Raw genomic sequence first — 22,382 nt, forward strand, 5'->3', positions numbered from 1 at the left:
ATTTTGTTGAATTACAGAATCGCAAATCCTTCTGCATTGAGCATCGTAATCAGCTCAATCAGCGGCAAGCCAATAATTGCAGCGGGGTCTTTGCCTTCTATCGCCGCAATCATCACAATCCCCAAACCTTCGGTTTTAGCACTGCCAGCGCAATTGTAGGGTTGTTCGCGCTGCAAATAAGTTTCAATTTGCGCGTCGCTATAATTGCGCATCGTCACGGTTGTAATATCGACATGGCTTTGCGTATGGCCGGTGGCCGTATTGTAAAGACAGAGTGCCGTATGAAAGGCGATGGTTTGCCCGCGCATCTTTGCTAACTGCCGAACGGCACGCTCAAAGTTGCCTGGTTTGCCCAGTTGCTCGCCATTGAGTAACGCAACTTGATCCGAGCCAATAATCAAGCTGTTTGGGAACTGCGCTGCGAGTACTTTCGCTTTTGCAATTGCGAGGCGTTCGCTGGTCTGCGCGGCGGTTTCCTCGGGCAGTGGCGACTCGTCCAAATCGGGGGCTGCGGTGATAAACGGAATACCAAGCCGAGATAAAAGTTCTTTTCGATACAGTGATGTAGACGCCAAAACGAGTTGTGGTGGGGTCGTCGCGTGAGAAGTCGTGGTCATGATGTTCAACTTAGGCCTTAAAAGCACAAAATACTTTGACAGAGGGTAGTGGTCGATTATATCATGCGCGGTTTCCGGTTCGAGCTAGTAGCCACATGACGGTGATTCATAGCGCGGAATTTGCGCAAGAAGGTCGAGAACTTCAAGGTTCTATCCCACTTTCGCAGCTCTCACGCTTGAGTGATCTGTTAGCCAATCCATCAGGCGAAGTCGTTTGGCATATTGAGAGTGGTGTGGATGAATTGCAGCGCCCTTGGCTTTATTTAGAAGTGAAAGGTACTTTGCAATTGATTTGTCAGCGCTGCCTATCGGCGGCGCCTTGGCAGCTCCATGCAGAAACCGTGTTGACACAGTTTGCTACCGAGGAACAAATCGACGACGCTGAGGCGCACGATGAAGACCTCGAAGGTATTCTGATCGATCCGGAGCTAGATATTGAAACACTGGTTGAAGATGAGATCTTACTCGCTTTGCCAGTAGCGCTAACACATGATGTATGTGATGGCGATGACGCGCTGGCCAAATTGGCAAGCGATAAACCTAATCCGTTTGCAGCCCTGGCTCAGTTGAAAACCAGGAAAGCGGAATAAACAACTGAGTACTTAGGAGTATTACAACATGGCAGTTCAACAAAACAAAAAATCACCTTCGAAACGTGGCATGCACCGCGCTCATGACTTCCTTTCTGCTCCAGCATTGTCTGTTGATGCAGCAACAGGTGAAGTTCATCGTCCACACCACATTTCTCCGAACGGTTTTTACAATGGCCGTCGTGTGATCAAAGCTAAGGGCGAATAATCGCAACCTGGCTGTTTTAGCTGAGTAGGTGTATCTTCGCCTAGCTAGCCAGTATTACGGCGCAAGTGAGTGTCTCTTTGAGAATTACTCCCTTGCGCCGTTCGTCATTCTAGTCTTTGAGTGGATTTAGGGGCGTCGTCGCCTTCAAGGGCTGACGATTATGTTCCTCTGTTTTTGATTTTAAGGTGTACTGATGGATATCACTGTCGCAGTTGATGCCATGGGTGGCGATCACGGTACCCATGTCACGGTGCCTGCCGCATTGCGCTTTTTGCGCGACAATCCCGATGTCAATATCGTTTTGGTTGGGCTTGAAGATGCTATTGCTGCTGAATTAAAAGCGCATCATGCCGTAACGCACCCGCGTTTGCGTATCCATGCTGCAACTGAAGTGGTGACGATGGATGAGTCACCGCAATCGGCGATGAAAAATAAAAAAGATTCGTCGATGCGCGTTGCCATTAATTTGGTGAAATCGGGTGAGGCGAATGCCTGTGTTTCTGCCGGTAATACCGGTGCTTTGATGGCGACGGCACGCTTTGTGCTCAAAACCATTCCGGGGATTGATCGCCCGGCGATTGCCAAATTAATGCCAACGATGAAAGGCCAAACGGCCATGCTCGATTTGGGTGCCAATGTCGATTCAACGCCGTTGCAATTAACACAATTTGCCATTATGGGCTCGGCCATGTTTGCGGCTTTGAAGCATGTGAATGCGCCAACTGTGGGCTTGCTCAATATTGGCTCGGAAGACATCAAAGGCAATGAGGCGGTGAAAGAGGCTGCGGAGATGATCCGCAAAACGCGTTTGAATTTCCATGGCAATGTCGAAGGTAACGATATCTATCGTGGTACGGTTGATGTGGTGGCCTGCGATGGTTTCACTGGCAATGTGGCCTTGAAAGTTTCGGAAGGGCTGGTCAAGATGATTGCCACCTTCTTGAAAGAAGAATTCAACCGGAATTGGTTTACCAAATTCGTCGCGCTGTTGGCGATGCCTTTATTAAAGCGTTTTAAATCACGATTGGATCCAGATCGCTTTAATGGCGCATCTTTCTTGGGCTTGCGCGGGATTGTGGTAAAAAGTCATGGCGGCGCGAATAAAAACGCTTTCTACTGGGCGTTGGCGCAAGCCGTTGAGGAAGCGCGCTCTGGCATGATTCAACGCATTACCGAGCAGGTCGAGCAAGAGTTGCTGCATCTGAATGCAGTGGTGGAATCTACGGTAAATTGATTGGGTATTGGCTTGTAGCTATTGTAATGAAATGGCTGCAAGACAATACCCAGATTAAAATAATGAGGGGACGTTGATGTATTCCCGTATTGCAGGCACTGGTTCTTACTTACCAGAAAAAATTCTTACTAATGCCGAGTTGGCGCAACAAGTCGATACAACCGATGAATGGATCGTATCGCGCACCGGGATTCGCCAGCGCCATTTGGCTTCCCCAGAGCAATTAACCTCTGATTTAGCATTGATTGCCGTTGAGCGCGCTTTGGCCGCCGCCGGGGTTGATAAAAGCGAAGTCGATTTGCTGATTGTGGCGACCACGACGCCGGATAATATCTTTCCATCAACGGCCTGCATTTTGCAAAACAAACTCGGTGTACATGGCTTTCCGGCATTTGATATGCAAGCCGTATGCGCTGGCTTTGTTTATGCACTGACCACTGCCGATCAATTTGTGAAAAGTGGCGCGGCGAAATGTGCCGTGGTGGTTGGCGCAGAAACCTTATCGAATTTGATCGACTGGAATGATCGCGGCACTTGTATTTTGTTTGGTGATGGTGCAGGTGCTGTGGTGCTGAAAGCTTCTGAAGAACCAGGCATTTTGGCCACACATCTGCACGCCGATGGTCGCTACAACGGCATTTTGAAAACCGACGCACGCCCTAAACAAGGTGCGCTGGTCGGTAATCCCTATGTGTATATGGAAGGCAATGCGGTGTTTAAATTCGCCGTGAAAGCCTTGGCGGAAGTCGCTGAAAGCACTTTGGCCAAAGCGGGCTTGGAAAAAACTGATATTGATTGGCTGGTGCCGCATCAAGCCAATATTCGCATTATTGAATCCACCGCAAAACATTTGCAGATGGCTATGGATAATGTGATTGTCACCGTCGATCAGCACGGCAATACCTCGGCAGCATCGATCCCATTGGCGTTGGACGCCGGCGTGCGCAGTGGTAAGATTCAGCGCGGCCAAACCTTGTTAATGGAAGGGATTGGTGGTGGCTTTGCTTGGGGCTCGGTGCTCGTTAAATATTGATTTGATAGATTGTATGCGGCGCTGTTCAAGCGCCGTTTTACTGTTTGAAAGGAATAAATTAATGTCTTTAGCTTTTGTATTTCCAGGTCAAGGTTCGCAATCAATCGGCATGATGAATGGCTGGAGCGACCTTGCCGTGGTGAAAGCCACGTTTGACGAGGCTTCCGGTGTTTTGGGCGAGGATATGTGGGCGATGGCTTCAGAAGGCCCGCTCGAAGCGATTAACGCAACTGTGAATACTCAACCTTTGATGTTGACCGCGGGGGTAGCAGCATGGCGCGCGTGGCAATCACAAGGCGGCGCGATGCCAGTCGTGATGGCAGGGCATAGCTTAGGCGAATACACTGCCTTGGTCGCGGCAGAAGCTTTAAGCTTTGGCGATGCGCTGCAATTGGTGCGTTTGCGTGCTGAGGCAATGCAAGAAGCCGTACCCGCCGGCACAGGTGCCATGGCAGCCGTGCTGGGCTTGAGCGACGAGTTGATTATCGAAGCGTGTGCCGAAGCCGCGCAAGGCGAAGTGGTGCAAGCGGTGAATTTTAATTCACCAGGCCAAGTGGTGATTGCCGGTAGTAAAGCTGCTGTAGAGCGTGCTTGTGAGGCATGTAAAGCGCGCGGCGCAAAACGCGCCATGTTGCTGCCTGTTTCTGTGCCTTCACATTGTGATTTGATGAAGCCTGCGGCAGAAAAACTCGCAGCAAAATTGGCAACGGTGCAAATAAATACGCCGATTGTGCCGGTATTGCACAATGCCGATGTGGCGGCTTATCAAGATGGCGAGCAAATTCGTGATGCCTTGGTGCGTCAACTCTATCAGCCGGTACGTTGGGTTGAAACCGTACAAAAAATGGCCGCCGATGGCGTGACCGTGGTGGCCGAATGTGGCCCAGGTAAAGTCTTGGCTGGTTTAAACAAACGGATTTCTGCTGATCTGCAAGGTGTCGCTTTAGTTGATGCCGCGAGCCTTGAGCAATTGAAGTCAGTATTGTAATTAAAATAAATGGTTTGGGTATGTGCTGTTAGTCGTTAGCAGCATTGCCTCAATAAGATATACCTCGATGAAGGAGTGCTTAATGAGTTTGCAGGGTAAAGTCGCTTTAGTCACAGGCGCATCGCGTGGGATTGGTCAGGCTATTGCTTTAGAGTTGGCGTCACAAGGCGCGACGGTGATTGGAACTGCGACCAGTGATTCTGGCGCGTCAGCAATTACCAGCTATTTACAAGCTGCGGGAGCAAGTGGCGCTGGCGTGCGTTTGCAAGTTACTGAAGATGGCGCGTGTGACGCGATTGTGGCGCAAGTTGAAAAAGATTTTGGCCCGATTGCCATTTTGGTCAATAACGCGGGCATCACGCGCGACAATTTATTAATGCGGATGAAAGACGAAGAGTGGGATGCCATCATGGATACCAATCTGAAGCCAGTTTACAAATTATCCAAAGCCGTGATGCGCAATATGATGAAAGCCCGCTGGGGTCGGATCATTAATATTGCTTCGGTAGTGGGGGCGACGGGTAATGCTGGGCAAACCAATTACTCCGCCGCGAAAGCCGCTTTGTTTGGCTTTACTAAATCATTGGCCAAAGAAATCGGTAGCCGTGGCGTGACAGTGAATGCGGTTGCCCCTGGCTTTATCGATACTGACATGACCAAAGGCTTGCCGGATGAGCAAAAAGCACATTTGGTCGCTAATATTGCTTTGGGCCGCTTGGGTGATCCAAAAGATATCGCCGATGCCGTGGGCTTTTTGGCCTCGGACAAGGCCGGATACATTACTGGCAACACCATTCATGTGAATGGCGGCATGTTTATGAACTAATCGGCTAACAGGCGGCAAAGCCGCATGTTGACTGGATTTGGCAGATTTTTTTGCTTTGATTTTCTTGTACATTTTGTACATTTTGTACAAGAAAACCCTAAAACCTGTTTGCAATGCCGTTTTTTTGGTAGAATGCCAACGTTTTTTTCGAACATTAAGCTAATAAAGGCTTGGGAATATACATCCATGGAAAACCTAGAACAACGCGTGAAGAAGATCGTTGCTGAGCAACTCGGCGTGCCAGAAACTGACGTTAAGATTGAATCATCATTCGTAAACGACCTCGGCGCCGACTCACTCGACACCGTTGAACTCGTAATGGCACTGGAAGAAGAATTCGAGTGCGAAATCCCTGACGAAGATGCAGAAAAGATCACTACAGTTCAGCAAGCTGTTGACTATGTGTCAGCTCACCTGAGCAAGTAATTCAGTACGACCCGACCTCCGTTGCGGCACATTTGTGTCGTCGCGGGGGTTTTTTCATATTTAGTCTGATAAAAATATCGGATAAGCCACAGTTGCTGAGCTTGTTCGGCTGTTATCAGTACGGCTGGGGATACCCAGTTTAAAGCGGAGTGAACCCGTGTCTAAACGCAGAGTAGTTGTCACCGGATTGGGCCAAGTTTCCCCTGTTGGCAATGATATTGCCACTGGCTGGGCCAACCTAGTAGCAGGTCAATCTGGCATTGATTTGATCACTCGTTTTGATCCGAGTGATATGGGTTGCCGTGTTGCAGGTCAAGTAAAAGATTTCGACGTTTCACAATACGTGAATCCAAAAGACGCGCGCCGGATGGATGATTTCATTCATTACGGTATCGCAGCAGCAATGCAGGCGATTAGCGATTCGGGGCTCGATGATATTGCGGATCTGGATAAAACGCGTGTTGGCGTGAATATTGGTTCGGGTATTGGTGGTTTGCAATTAATTGAGCAAACCAATGCCGCATATCTTGAAGGCGGCACTCGTAAAATCGGCCCGTTCTTTATTCCAGGCTCATTGATCAATATGATTGCAGGCCACGTTTCCATTATGAAAGGCTATCAAGGCCCAAGTTATGGTATCGTTTCGGCGTGTACCACCGGTGCGCACAGCATTGGCGACGCGGCACGGATTATTCAGTACGGTGATGCCGATGTGATGATTGCTGGTGGTGCAGAAGGCACGATCTGCAAAATGGCGATTGGCGGCTTTGGCGCAATGAAGGCGTTATCAACCCGCAATGACGATCCAAAAACTGCTTCACGTCCATGGGATAAAGGCCGCGATGGCTTCGTGATGGGCGAAGGCGCGGGCATCTTGGTGCTGGAAGAATACGAACACGCGAAAAAACGCGGTGCGACGATCTACGCAGAACTTGCTGGTTTCGGTATGAGTTCAGACGCACATCACATTACCGCTCCAAGCGCTGAAGGTCCGGCACGTGGCGTTGCGAATGCATTGCGTGATGCGGGTGTGAATCCAGATCAAGTGCAATACGTGAATGCGCACGGCACGTCGACGCCATTGGGTGATGCGAATGAAACCAATGCATTGAAAATTGCTTTTGGCGATCACGCGAAAAAACTCGTCGTGAACTCAACTAAATCAATGACTGGCCACTTATTGGGCGGTGCAGGCGGAGTTGAAGCAGTTTATTCGATCTTGGCGCTGCATCATCAAGTATCGCCACCGACGATTAATCTGTTTGAGCAAGATTTTGAATCGGGCTGCGATTTGGATTACTGTGCGAATACCGCACGTGATATGAAGATCGACGTTGCGATCTCGAATTCATTTGGTTTTGGCGGCACCAACGGCACGCTGGTGTTTAAAAAAGTTTAAGTTGAATTGATGATTGAAAAAGCCACCTGCGGGTGGCTTTTTTTGTGCTGGTTATTTTATTTGTTGAGTGCTCGGTGGGGGAGTGTGTTGCGGGCTTAAGTCTAAGTGCTTGCTTGGGTATGTCTTTCAAGTCAATTTACAACAAAGGCTTTGAGGATATACATCTAATTAGTTGGCTTTGAGTACCTGCAGCACGGTATTTTACAGCCGCAATCTACGACGGTGACTGGCTTCTCTTTTTGCTGTGCGAAGTAAGAGAAGGCGATCCATATATCTGCACCGACTTCGTCGACTTGATATGAGGGGTTTTATAAACCCGAACGCGAGGGTCGAGAAACTTAATTCTAATATCAGTACTGGATCTGAACATTGCCAATTAGTTGCCTTGATTGGCATCCCATGCTTTAAAGTCTTTTGCATTGCTGATGGTGACCAATGTCGGTTGCATGAGCTCAAATTCAGAACTGATTTTTTCGCCCGCATGCAGCGCAAGCGCCAGTGTGATGGCGCGCTGTCCCATCGTTCTGGGTGACTGACTTGCTGTTGCAATGATGGCTGAGCCTTGCGCAATCGCATTGACCACCGCTTGCGAACCATCAACCGAGCCAATTTTGGTATGCGCATGTTTGGCTTTTTCTAGTGCTTGCTGTGTGCCAATCGCTTGTCGATCATTAATTGCAAAAATCATATCAACCGGACCGCGTTGCTTGATTAATTGCTGAGTTGCCACATAGCCACCCCAGACCGAGCCTTCGCCATTTTCAGTTTCACTGAGTAATTCAATACCCGGATATTTAGCCCACGCTTGTTTGCAGCCGGCTACTCGATCAATCACTGACGAAACCTGTGGTCCAGTCTGAATCGCGGCGCGGCCTTTGCCATTCAGACTGCGGGCAAGATAATCGCACACCAAATATCCAGCGTTGATATTGTGGGTGAGTACTGTTTGCATTGCGCCTTTGGCGCGCACGTCAACACCAATCACAATAATGCCCTGCTGGCGTGCTGTTGTGAGCACCTGTACGAGCCCGTCTTCAGCTGAGGCACTGACTAAGATCAGCTGTACTTTTTGCTGAATCATGGTTTGGATTTGAGCAATTTGCTTATCTACACTGTAACCGGCGGAAGCCACACTAAATTTGACTTTGGGATTGATTTGCTTCGCTTTATCACGCGCGCCGTGCGACAGCGCGACAAAGTAAGGATTTTCTAAGCTGGAAATGCTGACGCCAATCGAATTGGGCCATGGTGCGTCTGCAGCGTGGACAATCTGCGCCATGCCGCACAGCAAAAGCAGCGGTAGTAGACTTTTATGAGCACGGCAATGGCGCATGAAATGGAGTCTCGCAAAGTGTTTTGTCTGAATTGCACTGAATATGCCATGTTTTAGCTCAATTCTGACAACTTTAAAGTGCCGTACCGATAGGCGGTTTAATTTGCGGATGAAGTGTTTTACGTTGGTTTACACGTTTGCCTCGTTACCTCAGCACTCGTATAAAAATGCTTGTAACGTCTGGATGATGTTTAATTTGCTACTGACTGATTAATTGCTGCAGATCGTAGCCTTGCGCGAGCGCGGTGGCTTTGGCTGCGGCTAAGTCATCCGCAGTCATATTTTTTGTACGTGACAAAATCCACAGGTATTTGCGATTTGGATTGCCGACGACGGCCCAGCGATATTCAGGGTCGAGGCCAATGATCCAATAATCAGCGCGAAACGGCCAAAAAAAGCTAACTTTGAGTTGGGCATTACCGGTGTTTTCGACAACGCTGGCACTGCCTTCCGCTTGATCAAATTCACCATCCTTGGTACGGCAGCGATTAATCACTTTGATTTTGCCATTGTCCATTTTGCTGTAATTGGCGGTGACATCACCCACGCACTGATTTTGAAAATACATCGGAAAGCGGGCAATCTCATGCCAAGTGCCGACATAGCGCGCTAAATCCACTTGCGGTACGGATTGCACTGTTGGCAGGTCTGCTGCCATCAGGGATTGGCTGGCGAGCAGGGCGGTGATGAAAAGTCGTTTCATTGGCGGTCTTCTCTACTGTGAGTTGGCAGCGCTCCTGCTACAATAGCGCCTATGCCTGAATTTAACTATTTTACTGCCGTTTTGCCGTCTACGCCGGATTTACTCGCGCTGGCGGCGCAAGCTCCACAGCAATTTCCTGCGCTATTGCAATCGTCGCAAACGCAAGGCTGGGATATTTTATTTGCCCTACCGAGCGAGACACGCCTGTACGCAGCGGGTGACGGCGCACGCTTGGTGCGAGATTTAGCTGAACTATCAATTGATGCTGCATCAGCACCGAACAAGAATCAACTTCCCTTTGATGGCGGCTGGGTATTCTATGCAGGGTATGAGTTGCTAGAGATTTTTGAACCTAGTGTTCAGGCGCGTACAATGGGGGAGTATATTGACTTTCCTCTGGGCGCTTTAATTCGTTGCCCTGCCGCGATTTTGATGGAACGTGAAACGCAAACGACCACCTTGTTGGCAGAAACGCCCGAGCAGCTCGCGCAGTTGCAAGATTTGCTGGCTAATTTGACCGAATGGCAAGCGCAGCCCTTGCAGATCGCGGCAATTTCCGAAGACGAGCCGCAGCAATTTCTCGATGGCGTCGCGCGGGCCAAGCAGTACATCGTCGACGGTGACGTATTTCAAGTGAATTTGTCTCGTGGCTGGGATGTGTCGCTCGCGCAAGGCACGGCGACCGATGTGTATGCCGCGCTGCGCATTGCCAATCCAGCGCCTTTTTCAGCGTATTTGGATTTGGGGGCGGCGGGGCAAATTGTCAGCTCGTCGCCGGAGCGCTTGGTGCAAGTGACAGATGGTGTTGTGCAAACTCGGCCGATTGCGGGGACTTTTGCGCGCTCACTTGATCCGATCGAGGATGAAGCACTCAAGCAGCGCTTGCTCAATACGCCGAAAGAGCGTGCCGAGCACATTATGCTAGTCGATTTAGAGCGCAATGATTTGGGGCGACTTGCGGTGCCGGGGACCGTGAAAGTCGATGAGTTGATGGCGGTGGCGACGTATTCCTTTGTTCATCATATTGAATCGAATATCCGTGCAGTGCTGCGCGATGGCTTGAACGCGGCCGATGTGTTGCGTGCCTTGTTTCCGGGCGGCACGATCACCGGTTGCCCGAAAGTGCGTTGTATGCAAATTATTCGCGAGCTCGAAGATCGTCCACGGTTAGCCTATACCGGTAGCTTAGGTTATATCAATCGCGATGGCAGTATGGATAGTAATATTCTAATTCGCACCTTTGTGCAGCGTGGCGAGCAGCTATATTTCCGTGCTGGCGCTGGCGTTGTCGCTGATTCGGATGCTGAACGCGAATTGCAAGAAACACGTCACAAAGCGCGTGGTTTGTTGCGGGCCTTGGGAGTGCAAGGCTGATGCGTTTGGTCAATGGCGTGTTGGCAGAGAGCCTAAGTTTAAGTGATCGCGCAATTCAGTTTGGTGATGGCGTGTTTCGGACGATGAAGGTGACCGCGGGTCAAATTGAGTTTTGGTCGCAGCACTATGGCAAACTCGCCAGCGATTGTGCGCGTCTAGGCATGACCGCGCCGAGCGAGGCGACTTTGCTGGCTGATATTGCGCAACTTCAGCCGATTGATCACAGTATTAAAATCATCGTCACGCGGGGCGAGTCGGTGCGCGGCTATGTGACACCTGGCGATATTCAGCCTAACCGGATTGTGCAAAAAGCTGCATTACCGGTCTATCCAGCGACTATATATACCGAAGGTGCGGTATTGCGTATTTGCAAAACACGTGCTTCTTGGCAGCCCGCTTTGGCTGGTGTCAAACACCTGAATCGACTCGAAAACGTTTTGGCACGCCGAGAATGGACTGATCCTAATATCTTTGATGGTTTGATGCTTGATCGTGATGGTTACGTTGTCGAGGGCGTGATGAGCAATGTGTTTGCTCTGATCGACGGTGTTTGGTGTACGCCGACATTAAACGATGCTGGTGTAGCTGGGGTATATCGAGATATGCTTTTATTACTAAATGGCTTTAGCGATATATGTACTAAAGAAGCTAAGCTGACCTTGGCTGAGCTTTATTCGGCCAGTGCCATTTTTGTGTGTAATAGCTTGGCCGCTTGCGTGCCTGTACGGCAAATCGAGCAGCATCGCTGGCCTGTTGATAACGAATGGATGCAACACATTCAGCACATTTTGGGTCAAAACAAATGAAATCTACCCTGATAATCACATTAATGATGTTGGCCGGATTGGCGCAAGCGCAAGAGTATTACAAAGGCGATCCTGCCAAATTGGCTGCATTAGAAGCGCAGCGCTGTGCGAAAATCAGCAAAGAACAGAGCTTGATTCAGCGCCGTTTGACTGGGAATAATCAGCCCTATGATGTGCGAAAAATGCAGGACAAGCTCAAAGTTTTGCAGGCTGATTATGCCAAGTATTGCCCACCTAAACCGACCCCTTAAGCGATTGTTATCCTTGATTATTTGATAATCACCTCTCTGTTTTCCCAAAAGCAGTCTATAGATGAAGGGTGACAAAGTTGTGGTGGAGAAGAATCATGGATGCTGCATTGGCTCATCAGCTGATTGAGCATTTGGGCGAGAAAAATGCGCCTAAATTATTGCTGCTGAATTACCCACGAATAGCGGAACGAATCGCTCAATTGTGGGGGCATGAAGCCTTGGTTGCGTTTTTAAATGATTTACTCTTTGATAGCCGAGGTGACCGCGCTGGCTTTCCCCCTGATGTGGCGCACGAACTATTTGTGATTCAGCAAATACACGACCAAGTCATGGGAATCGGTAGTGACGCCGCGATATGGGGTTACGAGGAGGATGTCGGTACTTCAGCAATTCATATTCGGGATTTCGATTTGTCTGCCTTTTTGGAGGCCGCTAAACAAGGCGATGATTTGGTTTTGCAAGAGCAAATCAAAGGCGGCGTTCGAATCGACGAGCCCGATGCCGATGGGCTTACCGCGTTGTGGTGGGCGGTCTACTACGGGCACTTAAGTACCGTGGAGCGATTGCTGCAAAATGGCGCAAATGCGAAAGTTGCAGATCCGCAAGGCCGACAACTACCGCATTTGTTTGCTGGAACAGATCATTGTGCAGGACTGCAATTGTTATTGCGGTTTCGGGTGCGCTTGGATGTGTGTGATCACGATGAGGTGACCCCGCTAATGGTTGCTGCGGCAAAAGGCAGAATTAGCGCCGCAGTGCTCTTGCTCGAGAATGGCTTAGCCCCAGCGGCTCAAGATCACAATGGCAAAACTGCATTGCACTACGCGGCGCAAGCAGGGCAGCGACGTATGGTTGAGTTATTGCTTAGTCACGGCGTTGATCCCCACGCCCCCGATCACTGTGGGCAAACTGCTTACGAAATTGCCATGCTGCATCCTGATTCGGGTAAATTTCAGCATCTTTTTGTCTAATCAGCAGTTTAAACCACCCGATTTTCGCGGTGACGTCCTCTATTTTTGTCCTGCGTCTCCTTTGATCTTTTGCGTTGGCTACCCAATTGATTGCGGTAGAAAAAGCATTTTTTTCCCCTGAATGGGCGTTTTTTTAGAGTTATTTTCGATAAATTGCTTCCTGCTGAACCCCTGTAAAATAAGGGCTTGCTAATGCAAGTCCTTGTTTGCCAACAATTATTGTTTGTCGTTTTGGAAAAAGTTAGGCACAATGCGCCATCTTTGTAAGGAACAGGATCGGCATGAAGAAATTCTTGATTGCGCTCTCGGCGTGCGTACTTTTGGGTTGTGGCGAGCATTCGTCGCAGTTCCAGCGTGTATTACCATGGGCGGAATCCAAAGAATTAACCGTGCTGGTACAAAATGGCCCCACGACGCTGTATGTCGATGCCGAAGGTCGTTATGCCGGTCTTGAATATGATCTAGTCACCCGATTTGCTGAGCTGAATAATTTAAATGTTCGCTTCATTATGGTGGCGACCTATGCCGAGGTGGTGCAGCGTTTAAAGCAAAACGAAGCGCATTTGGCGGTTGGCGTGCATCGTGGTGTCGATGGTGAAGGCTTATTATTTGGGCCTGCCTATCAAAACGTGACGCCGGTATTGGTGTATGCCGCATCGCGTAGTGAAGCGGATGTGTTAAAAGAAATCCAGCAAGGCCAAGCGCCATTAAGCACTTTGCCGCAATATCTGGATTCACTGAGCCAACAAAAAGCACAATATCCCAATTTGCAAATGAACGTCGTGGCTCAAGCTGATAATGAAGACTTGATTGAGCAAGTATCAAGTGGTCAATTAGCTTACGCCGTAGTTGATTCGCATGCGGCGGATGTTGCACAAAATTACTATCCGAATGTCGCTATTTCAAAGTCATTTGCTAATAACACTCAGCAATTGTCTTGGGCGGTGCGTGATGAAGATCCGCAACTGCGTACGATGGCTTCGGCTTATTTCCGGCAAGTGATGGCCGAAGGCACGCTGGCTCGATTGCAAGATCGCTATTATGGGCACGTAAATCGGGTTGATGCGCTCGATGCGCTGACTTACCTTGGGCGAATCAAATCGACGCTACCCAAATTCCGAGCTGCTTTTTTGCAAGCCGAAGCCGAAACGGGGATCGATTGGCGTTTGCTGGCGGCCCTCGCTTACCAAGAGTCGCACTGGGATAATGAGTCTATTTCTCCAACGGGCGTGCGCGGCATTATGATGCTGACTAATGATACCGCCTCGTTGTTGGGGGTTGATCGCTTAAATCCGCGTGAGAGTATTTTGGGCGGTGCTCGTTATGTACAAATGATGCGCAATGGCATTCCTGAAACGATTCCTGAGCCGGATCGTACTTGGATCGCACTGGCTGCCTACAATATTGGTATGGGACATGTGGAGGATGCACGCACCTTGGCGCTGCGCTTGAATCGAAATCCAGATAGCTGGACTGATTTAAAAGGCGTATTGCCGTTGCTGCGTAAACCTGAGCATTTTAGTACGCTGAAATATGGCTATGCGCGCGGCGGTGCTCCGGTGATTTATGTGGAACGCTTAAAATCGTATTACGATATTTTGGTGCGTTTTGAAAGACCTAGCAAAGTGACGCTGCCTGAGTTTTCTAATACGGTCGTTGTGCATAATCCCGGCAATTTGACTTTGGATATTAATAGTAAGCTCAATGTGATCAAGCCCAAGCGTTTGGCATCATTGTAATGGTGCCGGTATTGCTTCCTAGTCTTTATTAGATAAGGGCTCTTGGCTTATACCCTGTTTGTCGTTTTTGGCTTGCTTGTGATTCGCAGCGCCTGTGCGCATTTCTAGTACAATAGCGGTTTTGCTATTCGCCGGATTTGTCGCTATGACCGTACGCACCCGTTTTGCCCCTTCCCCGACTGGTTTATTGCATATTGGCGGTGTTCGCACTGCGCTGTTTTCTTGGGCTTATGCCAAGAAGCACGGTGGTCAATTCATTTTGCGGATTGAAGACACCGATCTAGAGCGCTCGACACCGGAATCGGTGGCGGCCATTTTGGATGGCATGCACTGGGTGAATATGGGTTATGACGAAGGCCCGTTCTATCAAATGCAGCGCATGGAACGTTACAAAGAAGTGATTGGCCAATTGTTGGCCAGTGGCCATGCTTATTACTGTTATTGCAGCAAAGAAGAACTTGAAGCTCAGCGCGCGGCCGCTGAAGCGCGTGGTGAAAAACCGCGTTACGATCGCACGTGGCGTCCAGAAACTGGCAAAACCTTGCCAGCGATTCCGAGCGATATCAAACCTGTGGTGCGTTTCAAAACGCCAATCGGTGGCTCGGTGGTATGGGAAGACCAAGTCAAAGGCCGCATCGAAATCGGCCATGCCGAGCTGGACGATTTGATTATTGCTCGCCCCGATGGCACGCCAACATACAACTTCTGCGTTGTGGTGGACGATGCCGACATGCGTATCAGCCATGTGATTCGCGGTGATGACCATGTGAACAACACGCCACGTCAGATCGTGATTTATGAAGCAATGGGTGTGCCAGTGCCGGTGTTCGCACATCTGCCAATGATTAACAACGATCAGGGCGTCAAACTCTCCAAACGCCGCGATGCTGTGTCGGTGGTGGATTACGACAAACAAGGTTTCCTACCCGAAGCACTACTCAATTACCTTGCGCGTTTGGGCTGGGGGCACGGCGACGATGAAATTTTCTCGCTCGAGCAATTTGTTGAATGGTTTGATCTGAAAGACGTCAGCGGCAGCCCAAGCCGCATGGATCGCGATAAATTATTGTGGACCAATGCGCAATACATCAAGGCCGCTGATCCTGCGCGCCTCGCTGAACGCGTAGCAGGCTTCTTAGCCGACAAGGGCGTTAAAACTGAAGGTGGCCCTGCGCTGGCTGATGTGTGTGTCTTGCTCAAAGATCGTTGCCAAACCTTAGTCGAAATGGCCGATCAAGCTGAATACTTCTATCAAGCCTTAACGCCAAGCCAAGAAATCGCCGATAAACATTTACAACCGGAAGACGAAGAACGTCTGAAGTTGTTTGCTGAAGCTGCTGCTGCGCTGGAGTCTTGGGATGCCGCGAGTTTGGGCGCGTTGATTAAAGATTTCGTTAAACAGCAAGGCGTGAAAATGCCGCAAGTCGGCATGCCGATTCGTGCCAAAGTCTGCGGCATTACCAATACACCATCAGTGGATGCGGTGTTGGCGCTGATTGGTCGGGAAGAAGTATTGCGCCGTTTGCGATAAACGGCTGCGAAGCCCGTACGCTGCGTTAAAAAATAGCTCAAAATCCTCATTTACTATTCGTAAACTCCGGTTTTTCGCCATTTTCTGCCTTGCCTACAGGCTTCTCGCTCGTTTCTTTTGCGGCATAAGGTGAATCACGTCGTGATATAGAAGGCCAAGCAAAACTTGGCCTTCTTGCATTTGAATGAGGATTTTATATGTCCGCCATGATTGAATTTAAAACCGCCCTACTCATCGCCCGTCAGTGGCGTGATGAGGACTTACTGCCCTTTGCCCAACTGAATGCCGATCCACAGGTGATGCAGTATTTTCCAAATTGTTTAAGTCGTGCCGAAAGTGATGCAGCCGCCGCACGGATGCGTGGCCTTATTGCGGAGCAGGGCTGGGGATTTTGGGCGATTGAAGAGCAAGCCTCACAGCGATTTATTGGATTTGTCGGTTTGAATATTCCTTCGCCTGAATTACCATTTTCACCGTGTACTGAAATTGCTTGGCGTTTAGCGCGTGAATTTTGGGGTAAAGGCTATGCCACTGAAGCGGCGCAAGGCGCATTGCGCTGCGGCTTTACGCAGCTTAACTTGGCCGAGATCGTGTCGTTTACCAGTATTCATAATCAACCCTCGCAAGCGGTAATGCGTCGCTTGGCGATGCTGCCGTCTGACAATTTCGAGCATCCGAAAATGCCTGTTGGTCACATATTGCGTGAACATTGCCTGTTTCGGCTCACTCAAGCTCGCTGGGCGGCTCTGGAAAGCCGCACCACGTCTTAAGTCTGGTAAATTAAGGCTGGCGGTGGGCTAGCCACATCGATCACGACCCTGTTTCAAGGATAAGCAACGCAATGAACTCGAGTTTTTCTGAATCTTTACAGCAGCAGCTTGGCCAATTGGTCATGGTTGGTTTTGATGGCTTTGTACCGAATGCGCAAATTGAAAGCCTTATTCGCGAGCAGCGTATCGGTGGTGTGATTTTGTTTCGCCGCAATATTGAGTCTCCGGCACAAGTGGCTGCCTTGTGCCGACGATTACAAGCGATTAATGCCGAGGTGTCTGATATTCCCTTGCTGATCGCGATTGACCAAGAAGGTGGCATGGTGATGCGGATTGAAGCGGGCGTCACGCCGCTGCCGTCGGCGATGGCCTACGCCAAGGGCGGTACGGTCGTGGAGTGCGAAGCGTTGCATCGGATTGGCGCGGCAGAGTTGCGGCAGCTGGGGATTAATATGAATTTCGCCCCTAGCCTTGATATCAACAATAACCCAAACAATCCGGTGATTGGCATCCGTGCTTTTGGCGAGGATGCCACGATTGTGACGAATTATGGTTTGGCCGCGATTCGTGGGATTCAGGCGGCCGGCGTTGGGGCAACTGCCAAGCATTTTCCCGGTCATGGCGATACGGCGATGGATTCGCATTATGGCTTGCCTGTGGTCGCCCATGCGGCAGAGCGGCTGCATGCGGTTGAACTCGCTCCGTTTAAAGCGGCGATTGCGGCAGGCGTCGATGCGATTATGACCGCGCATGTGGTGTTTCCGGCGTATGAGCCCGACCCAAACACGCCGGCGACCTTGTCACAGGCGGTATTGACGGGCTTGTTACGCGATGAATTGGGTTTTGAGGGCGTGGTGTTCACCGATTGCTTGGAAATGGCTGCGATTGCCGCTGGCGTTGGTACGGTGGCTGGCGCGTTGCAATCGTTTGCTGCGGGGGCAGATATCGTTCTGGTATCGCATACCTATGAGCGGCAGCGCGATACCGTGCTGGCTTTGCAGGCGCAATTGGCCAGTGGCGAGCTGTCTGTCGCGCGGCTTGAGCAATCGTTGGCGCGTATTGCGCGCTTAAAAGAAGCGGTTGCAAGGGGGGATTGGGCGGCACCGTTTGACCCGCTGCAATTGCAAACGCCAGATGCGTTGGCATTGGCTGCACGAGTGCAAGCCAATGCGGTGCAAGTCAGTGAGCCATTTCAAACCGTGGATTTAAGTTTGCCGACTTTACTGATCACGGTCGAAGTGCAAACGCGCACGGAAATTGATGAGGTTGCACTGGGTAAAAGCACTGCTGCGCGTGGCACTTTGCTACCTTTATTAGTGGCGGCTGGCGCTCAAGTGAACGAATTGATTGTGTCTCCATCGCCGACTGAGGCCGAAATTGCTGCCTTAGTACAAGCCGCGGCGTCTTACTCGCAGTTGATTGTGCAAACGTATAACGCGTGCTTATCAGCCGCGCAGCAAGATTTATTGGCCAGATTGCCAGCAGAACAATTGTGGTTGGTAGCGGGGCGATTACCCTATGATTTGACTTTGTTGCCGGATGCCAAAGGGCGTTTAGCTGCATGTAGTAATCGACCAGCGGCCTTAGTGGCGGTGGCGCAACGATTGCTAGTGCCAGCATCGCACTGAAGTTGCTGTTGAGGGGCGGAATTGAATTGAGCGTTAAAAGCACAGTAATAAAAAACGGGAGCCGAGGCTCCCGTTTTTGTATGCTATGGCAGTATTGCTCTAAAGTCATTATTTACTAATTACTTTAGCGTAATACCCCAGTTAGCTTCTACGCATTTGCTGTATTGACCATCGATCAATGCATTGTATGGCGTTTGATAGCTAACTAATTGGCACTTATTATCGCCGCCGACTTTCCAGTCTTTTTCCCAGTAGATGTTGAATGCAGCTGAAGATGCACCATCGAAGCGACCCATGCCAGCGCATTTCATCGATTCTTTGTTGATATCCCAGCCCAAATCTTTCGCAAACTCGGTGTAGTAGTTCAAACGATTTTGCGCCGCAGCTTTGGTTGGTGAGTCTTGGCATTCGGCATTGATAATTTGAATTGTCGTTGGGAAGTCGTTACCCAATTGACGCGATTTATCAAAGTCGTTTGGCACCCAAGTACCGTCAATCACATGCAACATCGATGGTTTTGGTGGTTGTGGGTAAACGAAGAAGAACACAGCAGAAGCCAAGTTCAACCAGCTTTCAGCCACACGATCCGGATCTTTCAACAATACCGATTGGTCGCCATCAAACATGGCTTGGCTGAATGGACCGTAGTTGTAGTTGTAAGACAGCTGTTTCGCGCCACGACCGTAGTATTTCTTGAAGCCGCCTTTCGCATCGGTGCCGCAAGTCCAAACTTTGTTAAATACTGGATCGGTACATTCGGTGTTGTAACCACAACCAGTGCCGTCTTCAGTGCAACCCATTTCACGCACGTGCACCAAAGCTTGCAACCATTCTGGATTGCCGTATTGCGTTACGCTGTGACCACCAGTTTCTTGGGCAAAGTGAGCGAATGAGGCAGCCAGCGAACGGCGGCAAATTTCATCAGCGTTGCGGCCATCAGTGTAGTCACCGCAGAACGCTGGGAATTTCGCCGCAGCTTGCAAGAAGCGAGTGTAAGTGTAGCTAGGATGCGCTTTCGAGAAGTAGTAATCCCACTTCGCTTTCGGCAAGATCGCTTCCACGCGTTTCACATTGCTTGGGTTGCTCATCAAGCCTGGCGCAACCGCTTCCACCACTGAGTTTGGCAAGGTGCGAACCGATGCTTTCACTTTATTGAAAATATCGCTATTGGTCAGCGTAGCGGCATAAGCTTCGGCTTCAGCTTTAGTTGGCACGCCGCCGGTTGAGCCGCCACCGCCTGGTATCGGAGTTGGTAATGCGGACGCATCACAAGCGCCGCCGGCATTCCAGTCCGCCGCAGTGCCAGGCGTTACACCTGGATTAACCCACCATTTAGCGGTGTAACTGGTATTGTTGTAGCTTACTACTGAACCACCAGCGTACGACGATGCCGCATTCCAAGCTGCAGCACATTTAGGCAAGCCAGAGCCTGAACCCGGAGTTGCTGTTGGTGTTGGGGCGCTGGTTGGGATGGCCGTTGGCGCTACTGTTGGTTTGACGGTAGGTGTCGGCGTCGGAGCCAGCGTTGGAGCGGCTGTTGGCGTTGCCGTTGGAGCGATCGTTGGCGCAACTGTCGGTTTTAAAGTTGGTGTCGCTGTAGGGGCAACCGTAGGCGCCACTGTTGTAGCAATGGTCGGTGCTACTGTTGGTGCTACTGTTGGTGCAACCGTTGGTTTGACGGTCGGAACAGGTGTTGCGCCGCCACCTGCTGTGACTAATTGCCATGGACCCCATTGGCTTGCGCCGGGGGCTTCGCCCGTAGTCCACCATTTAGCAGTATAGGTATTGCCTTGATAGGTGACAGTTTCGCCACCTTTATAGACCGTGGCGGCATTCCAATCTGCAGCCCATACACTGGCACTGAAAAATAGGCTGGTAATCAGGGCGGAAATTTTTACGGTTTTATTCATCTGTCTCACTCCTCGCTGGTCTGTACGCTTGCCGTTTGGGCATGGGTCAGGCCTTATTCGTTAGGAAATTTAAGTCGTCTTACACACTGGATTATGTTGCCGAATCCGAATGGTATTTAACTTAGCTTACAGATGTTACCTGTTGTAGTCGTTGAGTCAATCACTACGGATTGATTTTAAGCTACCGTTCGTCTGTCTTATTTTGCTTGTAATTAATTAAATAAAAATGCTGACGGCATGCTTTTTGTGAGCTACTTGGTTGCGGCTTTTCTACAGGAAAGTACTGAGTTATTTTCGAGTGACTCGTTTATAATGCGCACTTTAAATGCGCTTTCTAGTCGGTGTGGCGCAGAGTTTGGAACAAGGAAAAGTTGTGCTGCGAAAAATCGTTGTCCTAATTGGTTCTATGTTGGTTGCTGCAATGGCATTGGCTGAGGATGCGCCGTTACCATTTGATGACCCCGCAGCAGCGCCACCGATTGTGCGTAAGGCTGCGCCATCTAAGGCGGTCGTTGTTCCGGTGGCTGCTAGCTCGAAAGTGAATACGCCGACCAAAAAAACTGTGCAAGCGAAAAATAACTCAGCCGTGCGTAAAGTGAGTAAGACAAGAGCGCCTACCACCAAATCTAAATCAAGCATAGGCACTAAAAAATCGACAACAAAAACGGTAAAGACCAGCTCTGTGAGTAAAAAATCCAAACCAGCGAAAACCAGCGCGCCGAGTAAAAAACGTTCGCGTTAACGCAATAGCATCGTTAGCTTAGCCACCCTGCTATCGGGTGGCTTTTTTATGCGCTCTGATCTGCGACCGAGCCGAGCAGCAAATCCAGCATCGGGTGGTTGATTTTTTTCGGTGCATAGATGGCATAGTAATCAGCATACAAGCCAGCTAAATGCCCTAGTGACTGCAATTCACTTGGCAGTATCTGCCTGTTAGCCATCATTGGTGATGGGTAGAGGCCAATACCTGAGATTGCAAAGGCTTTCATCAAGGCGCTATCGGCAAACTCACCGACAACATCCGGCGCAATATTTCGCTCAGCAAACCATAAATCCAGTTGAATGCGTAATGCGGTATTGCGAGTGGGTAATAGCATCGGTGCGCCGTGTAGGCTAGCCGGAAAATCCGCTAAATACTGAGCAGTTAGCGTGGCATGCCCCAAAATCATCACTGGACATTGTGCCAAAGCGTGGCTCTCCAGCCGTAAATGGCTACCGTGCGCGGCAGGGCGGTCAGCCAGTACCAAATCGAGTTGATGCAAGGCCAATTTCGCCATCAATTCATCGGGCGAGCCTTCAATACACATTAATCGACTTTGTGCGCTATGGGTGCTGGCTAATAGTTGCTGCGCAACCGTTTTGGGCAGTGCATCTGCGACGCCAACATTAAAACGTTGTCTTGGCGTGGCGTCGCTGGCGAGCAATTGCTGCATCTGCTCGCCTAGCATAAAAATCTGATCGGCAAATGGCAAAATGGCGCGCCCCGCATCGGTGAGCTCGAGTTGACGACCGACTTGCTTAAACAAGGATTTGCCAGCTTGTTCTTCAAGTTTTGCCAATTGGCTGCTGATGGTTTGCGGCGTCATTTCCAATTTGCGTGCCGCTGCGCTGATACTGCCTTCTCGAGTGACAATCCAAAAGTAATATAAGTGTCGGTAATTCAGGGTTGAATCGTTCATATTGGCTGTCGAAAAAAGCTGATGAAGCATCAATGTAAGCCTGATGTTTGATTCTGTAAAGCCGGTTTATACTGCTGCGTCGTTATGACGCGTTGGGTACGCATGATGGAACACATCTCTGACATAGTGGCTTTGGCGGGCTTTGGGCTGCTGAGTTTGGTTTTTTATTGCACCGCTCATTTTCCGCGCTGGCAAAATTTTTGGCACCGCGCAATGACCCAGATTGAATATATGCAGTGGTATCCCGAGTGTGTCAGCGGTGAAAAAATTGCTTGTTTTCAATGTGGCTCGACTGAGCATTGCGACTTGAGATTGGCACGCCAACTGGTAGGCCGACGACAAATCGCTTGCGCTCGTTGCAAAACT

General features: G+C 49.9%; 22 protein-coding genes. 17 read left to right on the forward strand and 5 right to left on the reverse strand.

The window, feature by feature from the left end:
* Positions 1-11: 11 nt before the first annotated feature.
* Positions 12-617, reverse strand: coding sequence for a Maf family protein (locus tag GM173_RS10740; protein ID WP_203571379.1), 606 nt, complete (start codon positions 615-617; stop codon positions 12-14).
* 95 nt (positions 618-712) lie between these two features.
* Between GM173_RS10740 and GM173_RS10745 the strand changes: the two genes are divergently transcribed.
* The 8 genes from GM173_RS10745 to fabF all read left to right on the forward strand — a co-directional run bounded on the left by GM173_RS10745 (position 713) and on the right by fabF (position 7,321).
* Complete coding sequence (locus GM173_RS10745; protein WP_203571380.1) at positions 713-1,207, forward strand: YceD family protein; 495 nt, start codon at positions 713-715, stop codon at positions 1,205-1,207.
* A 28-nt stretch (positions 1,208-1,235) separates the two neighbouring features.
* Positions 1,236-1,415 carry a 50S ribosomal protein L32 gene (rpmF, locus tag GM173_RS10750; RefSeq protein ID WP_173532309.1) on the forward strand — a complete coding sequence of 60 codons (180 nt, stop codon included), beginning with the start codon at positions 1,236-1,238 and terminating at the stop codon, positions 1,413-1,415.
* A gap of 193 nt (positions 1,416-1,608) precedes the next feature.
* Entirely contained in the window at positions 1,609-2,649 is a 1,041-nt protein-coding gene (gene plsX / locus GM173_RS10755) for a phosphate acyltransferase PlsX (RefSeq protein WP_203571381.1), read from the forward strand.
* Positions 2,650-2,722: 73 nt separating this feature from the next.
* On the forward strand, positions 2,723-3,682 hold the full coding sequence (locus tag GM173_RS10760) for a beta-ketoacyl-ACP synthase III (protein ID WP_275412348.1): 960 nt from the start codon (positions 2,723-2,725) through the stop codon (positions 3,680-3,682).
* A 61-nt stretch (positions 3,683-3,743) separates the two neighbouring features.
* Entirely contained in the window at positions 3,744-4,670 is a 927-nt protein-coding gene (gene fabD, locus GM173_RS10765; RefSeq protein WP_203571383.1) for an ACP S-malonyltransferase, read from the forward strand.
* A gap of 82 nt (positions 4,671-4,752) precedes the next feature.
* Complete coding sequence (gene fabG, locus GM173_RS10770; protein ID WP_203571384.1) at positions 4,753-5,496, forward strand: 3-oxoacyl-ACP reductase FabG; 744 nt, start codon at positions 4,753-4,755, stop codon at positions 5,494-5,496.
* A gap of 186 nt (positions 5,497-5,682) precedes the next feature.
* Positions 5,683-5,922: an acyl carrier protein gene (acpP, locus tag GM173_RS10775; RefSeq protein WP_203571385.1), complete on the forward strand. Its 240-nt coding sequence runs from the start codon at positions 5,683-5,685 to the stop codon at positions 5,920-5,922.
* A gap of 157 nt (positions 5,923-6,079) precedes the next feature.
* Positions 6,080-7,321 (forward strand): beta-ketoacyl-ACP synthase II, encoded by a 1,242-nt coding sequence (fabF, locus tag GM173_RS10780; protein ID WP_203571386.1) that lies wholly within the window; start codon positions 6,080-6,082, stop codon positions 7,319-7,321.
* A 376-nt stretch (positions 7,322-7,697) separates the two neighbouring features.
* Here the strand turns inward: fabF and GM173_RS10785 are convergent, their stop codons facing one another.
* Together GM173_RS10785 and GM173_RS10790 are read right to left on the reverse strand one after the other, a co-directional pair.
* Positions 7,698-8,654 carry a substrate-binding domain-containing protein gene (locus GM173_RS10785; protein ID WP_203571387.1) on the reverse strand — a complete coding sequence of 319 codons (957 nt, stop codon included), beginning with the start codon at positions 8,652-8,654 and terminating at the stop codon, positions 7,698-7,700.
* A gap of 199 nt (positions 8,655-8,853) precedes the next feature.
* Entirely contained in the window at positions 8,854-9,357 is a 504-nt protein-coding gene (locus GM173_RS10790; protein ID WP_203571388.1) for a lipocalin family protein, read from the reverse strand.
* Between the two features lie 51 nt (positions 9,358-9,408).
* Here GM173_RS10790 and GM173_RS10795 point away from each other — a divergent pair, with 51 nt between their 5' ends.
* The 8 genes from GM173_RS10795 to nagZ all read left to right on the forward strand — a co-directional run bounded on the left by GM173_RS10795 (position 9,409) and on the right by nagZ (position 18,427).
* Entirely contained in the window at positions 9,409-10,731 is a 1,323-nt protein-coding gene (locus GM173_RS10795; protein WP_203571389.1) for an aminodeoxychorismate synthase component I, read from the forward strand.
* The gene (pabC, locus tag GM173_RS10800) at positions 10,731-11,537 is read left to right on the forward strand and encodes an aminodeoxychorismate lyase (protein WP_203571390.1); all 807 of its coding nucleotides are present in this window, start codon (positions 10,731-10,733) and stop codon (positions 11,535-11,537) included. The genes GM173_RS10795 and pabC overlap by 1 nt, the downstream gene beginning before the upstream one ends.
* Positions 11,534-11,788: a hypothetical protein gene (locus tag GM173_RS10805; protein ID WP_203571391.1), complete on the forward strand. Its 255-nt coding sequence runs from the start codon at positions 11,534-11,536 to the stop codon at positions 11,786-11,788. Before pabC ends, GM173_RS10805 begins: the two co-directional genes overlap by 4 nt.
* 95 nt (positions 11,789-11,883) lie before the next feature.
* Entirely contained in the window at positions 11,884-12,759 is an 876-nt protein-coding gene (locus tag GM173_RS10810; RefSeq protein WP_203571392.1) for an ankyrin repeat domain-containing protein, read from the forward strand.
* 281 nt (positions 12,760-13,040) lie between these two features.
* Positions 13,041-14,498, forward strand: a complete 1,458-nt coding sequence (gene mltF / locus GM173_RS10815; protein ID WP_203571393.1) for a membrane-bound lytic murein transglycosylase MltF — start codon at positions 13,041-13,043, stop codon at positions 14,496-14,498.
* Positions 14,499-14,643: 145 nt separating this feature from the next.
* On the forward strand, positions 14,644-16,029 hold the full coding sequence (gltX, locus tag GM173_RS10820; protein WP_203571394.1) for a glutamate--tRNA ligase: 1,386 nt from the start codon (positions 14,644-14,646) through the stop codon (positions 16,027-16,029).
* A gap of 197 nt (positions 16,030-16,226) precedes the next feature.
* Complete coding sequence (locus tag GM173_RS10825; protein ID WP_239078483.1) at positions 16,227-16,799, forward strand: GNAT family N-acetyltransferase; 573 nt, start codon at positions 16,227-16,229, stop codon at positions 16,797-16,799.
* 71 nt (positions 16,800-16,870) lie between these two features.
* Positions 16,871-18,427 (forward strand): beta-N-acetylhexosaminidase, encoded by a 1,557-nt coding sequence (gene nagZ, locus GM173_RS10830; protein ID WP_203571395.1) that lies wholly within the window; start codon positions 16,871-16,873, stop codon positions 18,425-18,427.
* A 119-nt stretch (positions 18,428-18,546) separates the two neighbouring features.
* Here nagZ and GM173_RS10835 read toward each other — a convergent pair whose 3' ends face one another.
* On the reverse strand, positions 18,547-20,337 hold the full coding sequence (locus GM173_RS10835) for a glycoside hydrolase family 19 protein (RefSeq protein ID WP_203571396.1): 1,791 nt from the start codon (positions 20,335-20,337) through the stop codon (positions 18,547-18,549).
* Between the two features lie 325 nt (positions 20,338-20,662).
* On the opposite strand from GM173_RS10835, the gene GM173_RS10840 reads away from it, so the two are divergent.
* The gene (locus GM173_RS10840; RefSeq protein ID WP_203571397.1) at positions 20,663-21,079 is read left to right on the forward strand and encodes a hypothetical protein; all 417 of its coding nucleotides are present in this window, start codon (positions 20,663-20,665) and stop codon (positions 21,077-21,079) included.
* 46 nt (positions 21,080-21,125) lie between these two features.
* Here the strand turns inward: GM173_RS10840 and GM173_RS10845 are convergent, their stop codons facing one another.
* Entirely contained in the window at positions 21,126-22,016 is an 891-nt protein-coding gene (locus GM173_RS10845) for a LysR family transcriptional regulator (protein ID WP_203571398.1), read from the reverse strand.
* Between the last annotated feature and the right edge of the window lie 366 nt (positions 22,017-22,382).

Origin of the sequence: Deefgea chitinilytica, assembly GCF_016881405.1 — a bacterium.
Lineage (GTDB): Bacteria > Pseudomonadota > Gammaproteobacteria > Burkholderiales > Chitinibacteraceae > Deefgea > Deefgea chitinilytica.

Bases quoted from the DNA above. Each gene is read 5' to 3' on its own strand.
- GM173_RS10840 (WP_203571397.1), top strand. From the start codon at position 20,663: ATGCGCTTTCTAGTCGGTGTGGCGCAGAGTTTGGAACAAGGAAAAGTT.
- plsX (WP_203571381.1), top strand. From the start codon at position 1,609: ATGGATATCACTGTCGCAGTTGATGCCATGGGTGGCGATCACGGTACC.
- fabD (WP_203571383.1), top strand. From the start codon at position 3,744: ATGTCTTTAGCTTTTGTATTTCCAGGTCAAGGTTCGCAATCAATCGGC.
- acpP (WP_203571385.1), top strand. From the start codon at position 5,683: ATGGAAAACCTAGAACAACGCGTGAAGAAGATCGTTGCTGAGCAACTC.
- GM173_RS10745 (WP_203571380.1), top strand. From the start codon at position 713: ATGACGGTGATTCATAGCGCGGAATTTGCGCAAGAAGGTCGAGAACTT.
- gltX (WP_203571394.1), top strand. From the start codon at position 14,644: ATGACCGTACGCACCCGTTTTGCCCCTTCCCCGACTGGTTTATTGCAT.
- fabG (WP_203571384.1), top strand. From the start codon at position 4,753: ATGAGTTTGCAGGGTAAAGTCGCTTTAGTCACAGGCGCATCGCGTGGG.
- nagZ (WP_203571395.1), top strand. From the start codon at position 16,871: ATGAACTCGAGTTTTTCTGAATCTTTACAGCAGCAGCTTGGCCAATTG.
- rpmF (WP_173532309.1), top strand. From the start codon at position 1,236: ATGGCAGTTCAACAAAACAAAAAATCACCTTCGAAACGTGGCATGCAC.
- mltF (WP_203571393.1), top strand. From the start codon at position 13,041: ATGAAGAAATTCTTGATTGCGCTCTCGGCGTGCGTACTTTTGGGTTGT.
- GM173_RS10785 (WP_203571387.1), bottom strand. From the start codon at position 8,654: ATGCGCCATTGCCGTGCTCATAAAAGTCTACTACCGCTGCTTTTGCTG.
- GM173_RS10790 (WP_203571388.1), bottom strand. From the start codon at position 9,357: ATGAAACGACTTTTCATCACCGCCCTGCTCGCCAGCCAATCCCTGATG.
- GM173_RS10805 (WP_203571391.1), top strand. From the start codon at position 11,534: ATGAAATCTACCCTGATAATCACATTAATGATGTTGGCCGGATTGGCG.
- GM173_RS10825 (WP_239078483.1), top strand. From the start codon at position 16,227: ATGTCCGCCATGATTGAATTTAAAACCGCCCTACTCATCGCCCGTCAG.
- GM173_RS10845 (WP_203571398.1), bottom strand. From the start codon at position 22,016: ATGAACGATTCAACCCTGAATTACCGACACTTATATTACTTTTGGATT.
- GM173_RS10810 (WP_203571392.1), top strand. From the start codon at position 11,884: ATGGATGCTGCATTGGCTCATCAGCTGATTGAGCATTTGGGCGAGAAA.
- GM173_RS10835 (WP_203571396.1), bottom strand. From the start codon at position 20,337: ATGAATAAAACCGTAAAAATTTCCGCCCTGATTACCAGCCTATTTTTC.
- pabC (WP_203571390.1), top strand. From the start codon at position 10,731: ATGCGTTTGGTCAATGGCGTGTTGGCAGAGAGCCTAAGTTTAAGTGAT.
- GM173_RS10740 (WP_203571379.1), bottom strand. From the start codon at position 617: ATGACCACGACTTCTCACGCGACGACCCCACCACAACTCGTTTTGGCG.
- GM173_RS10795 (WP_203571389.1), top strand. From the start codon at position 9,409: ATGCCTGAATTTAACTATTTTACTGCCGTTTTGCCGTCTACGCCGGAT.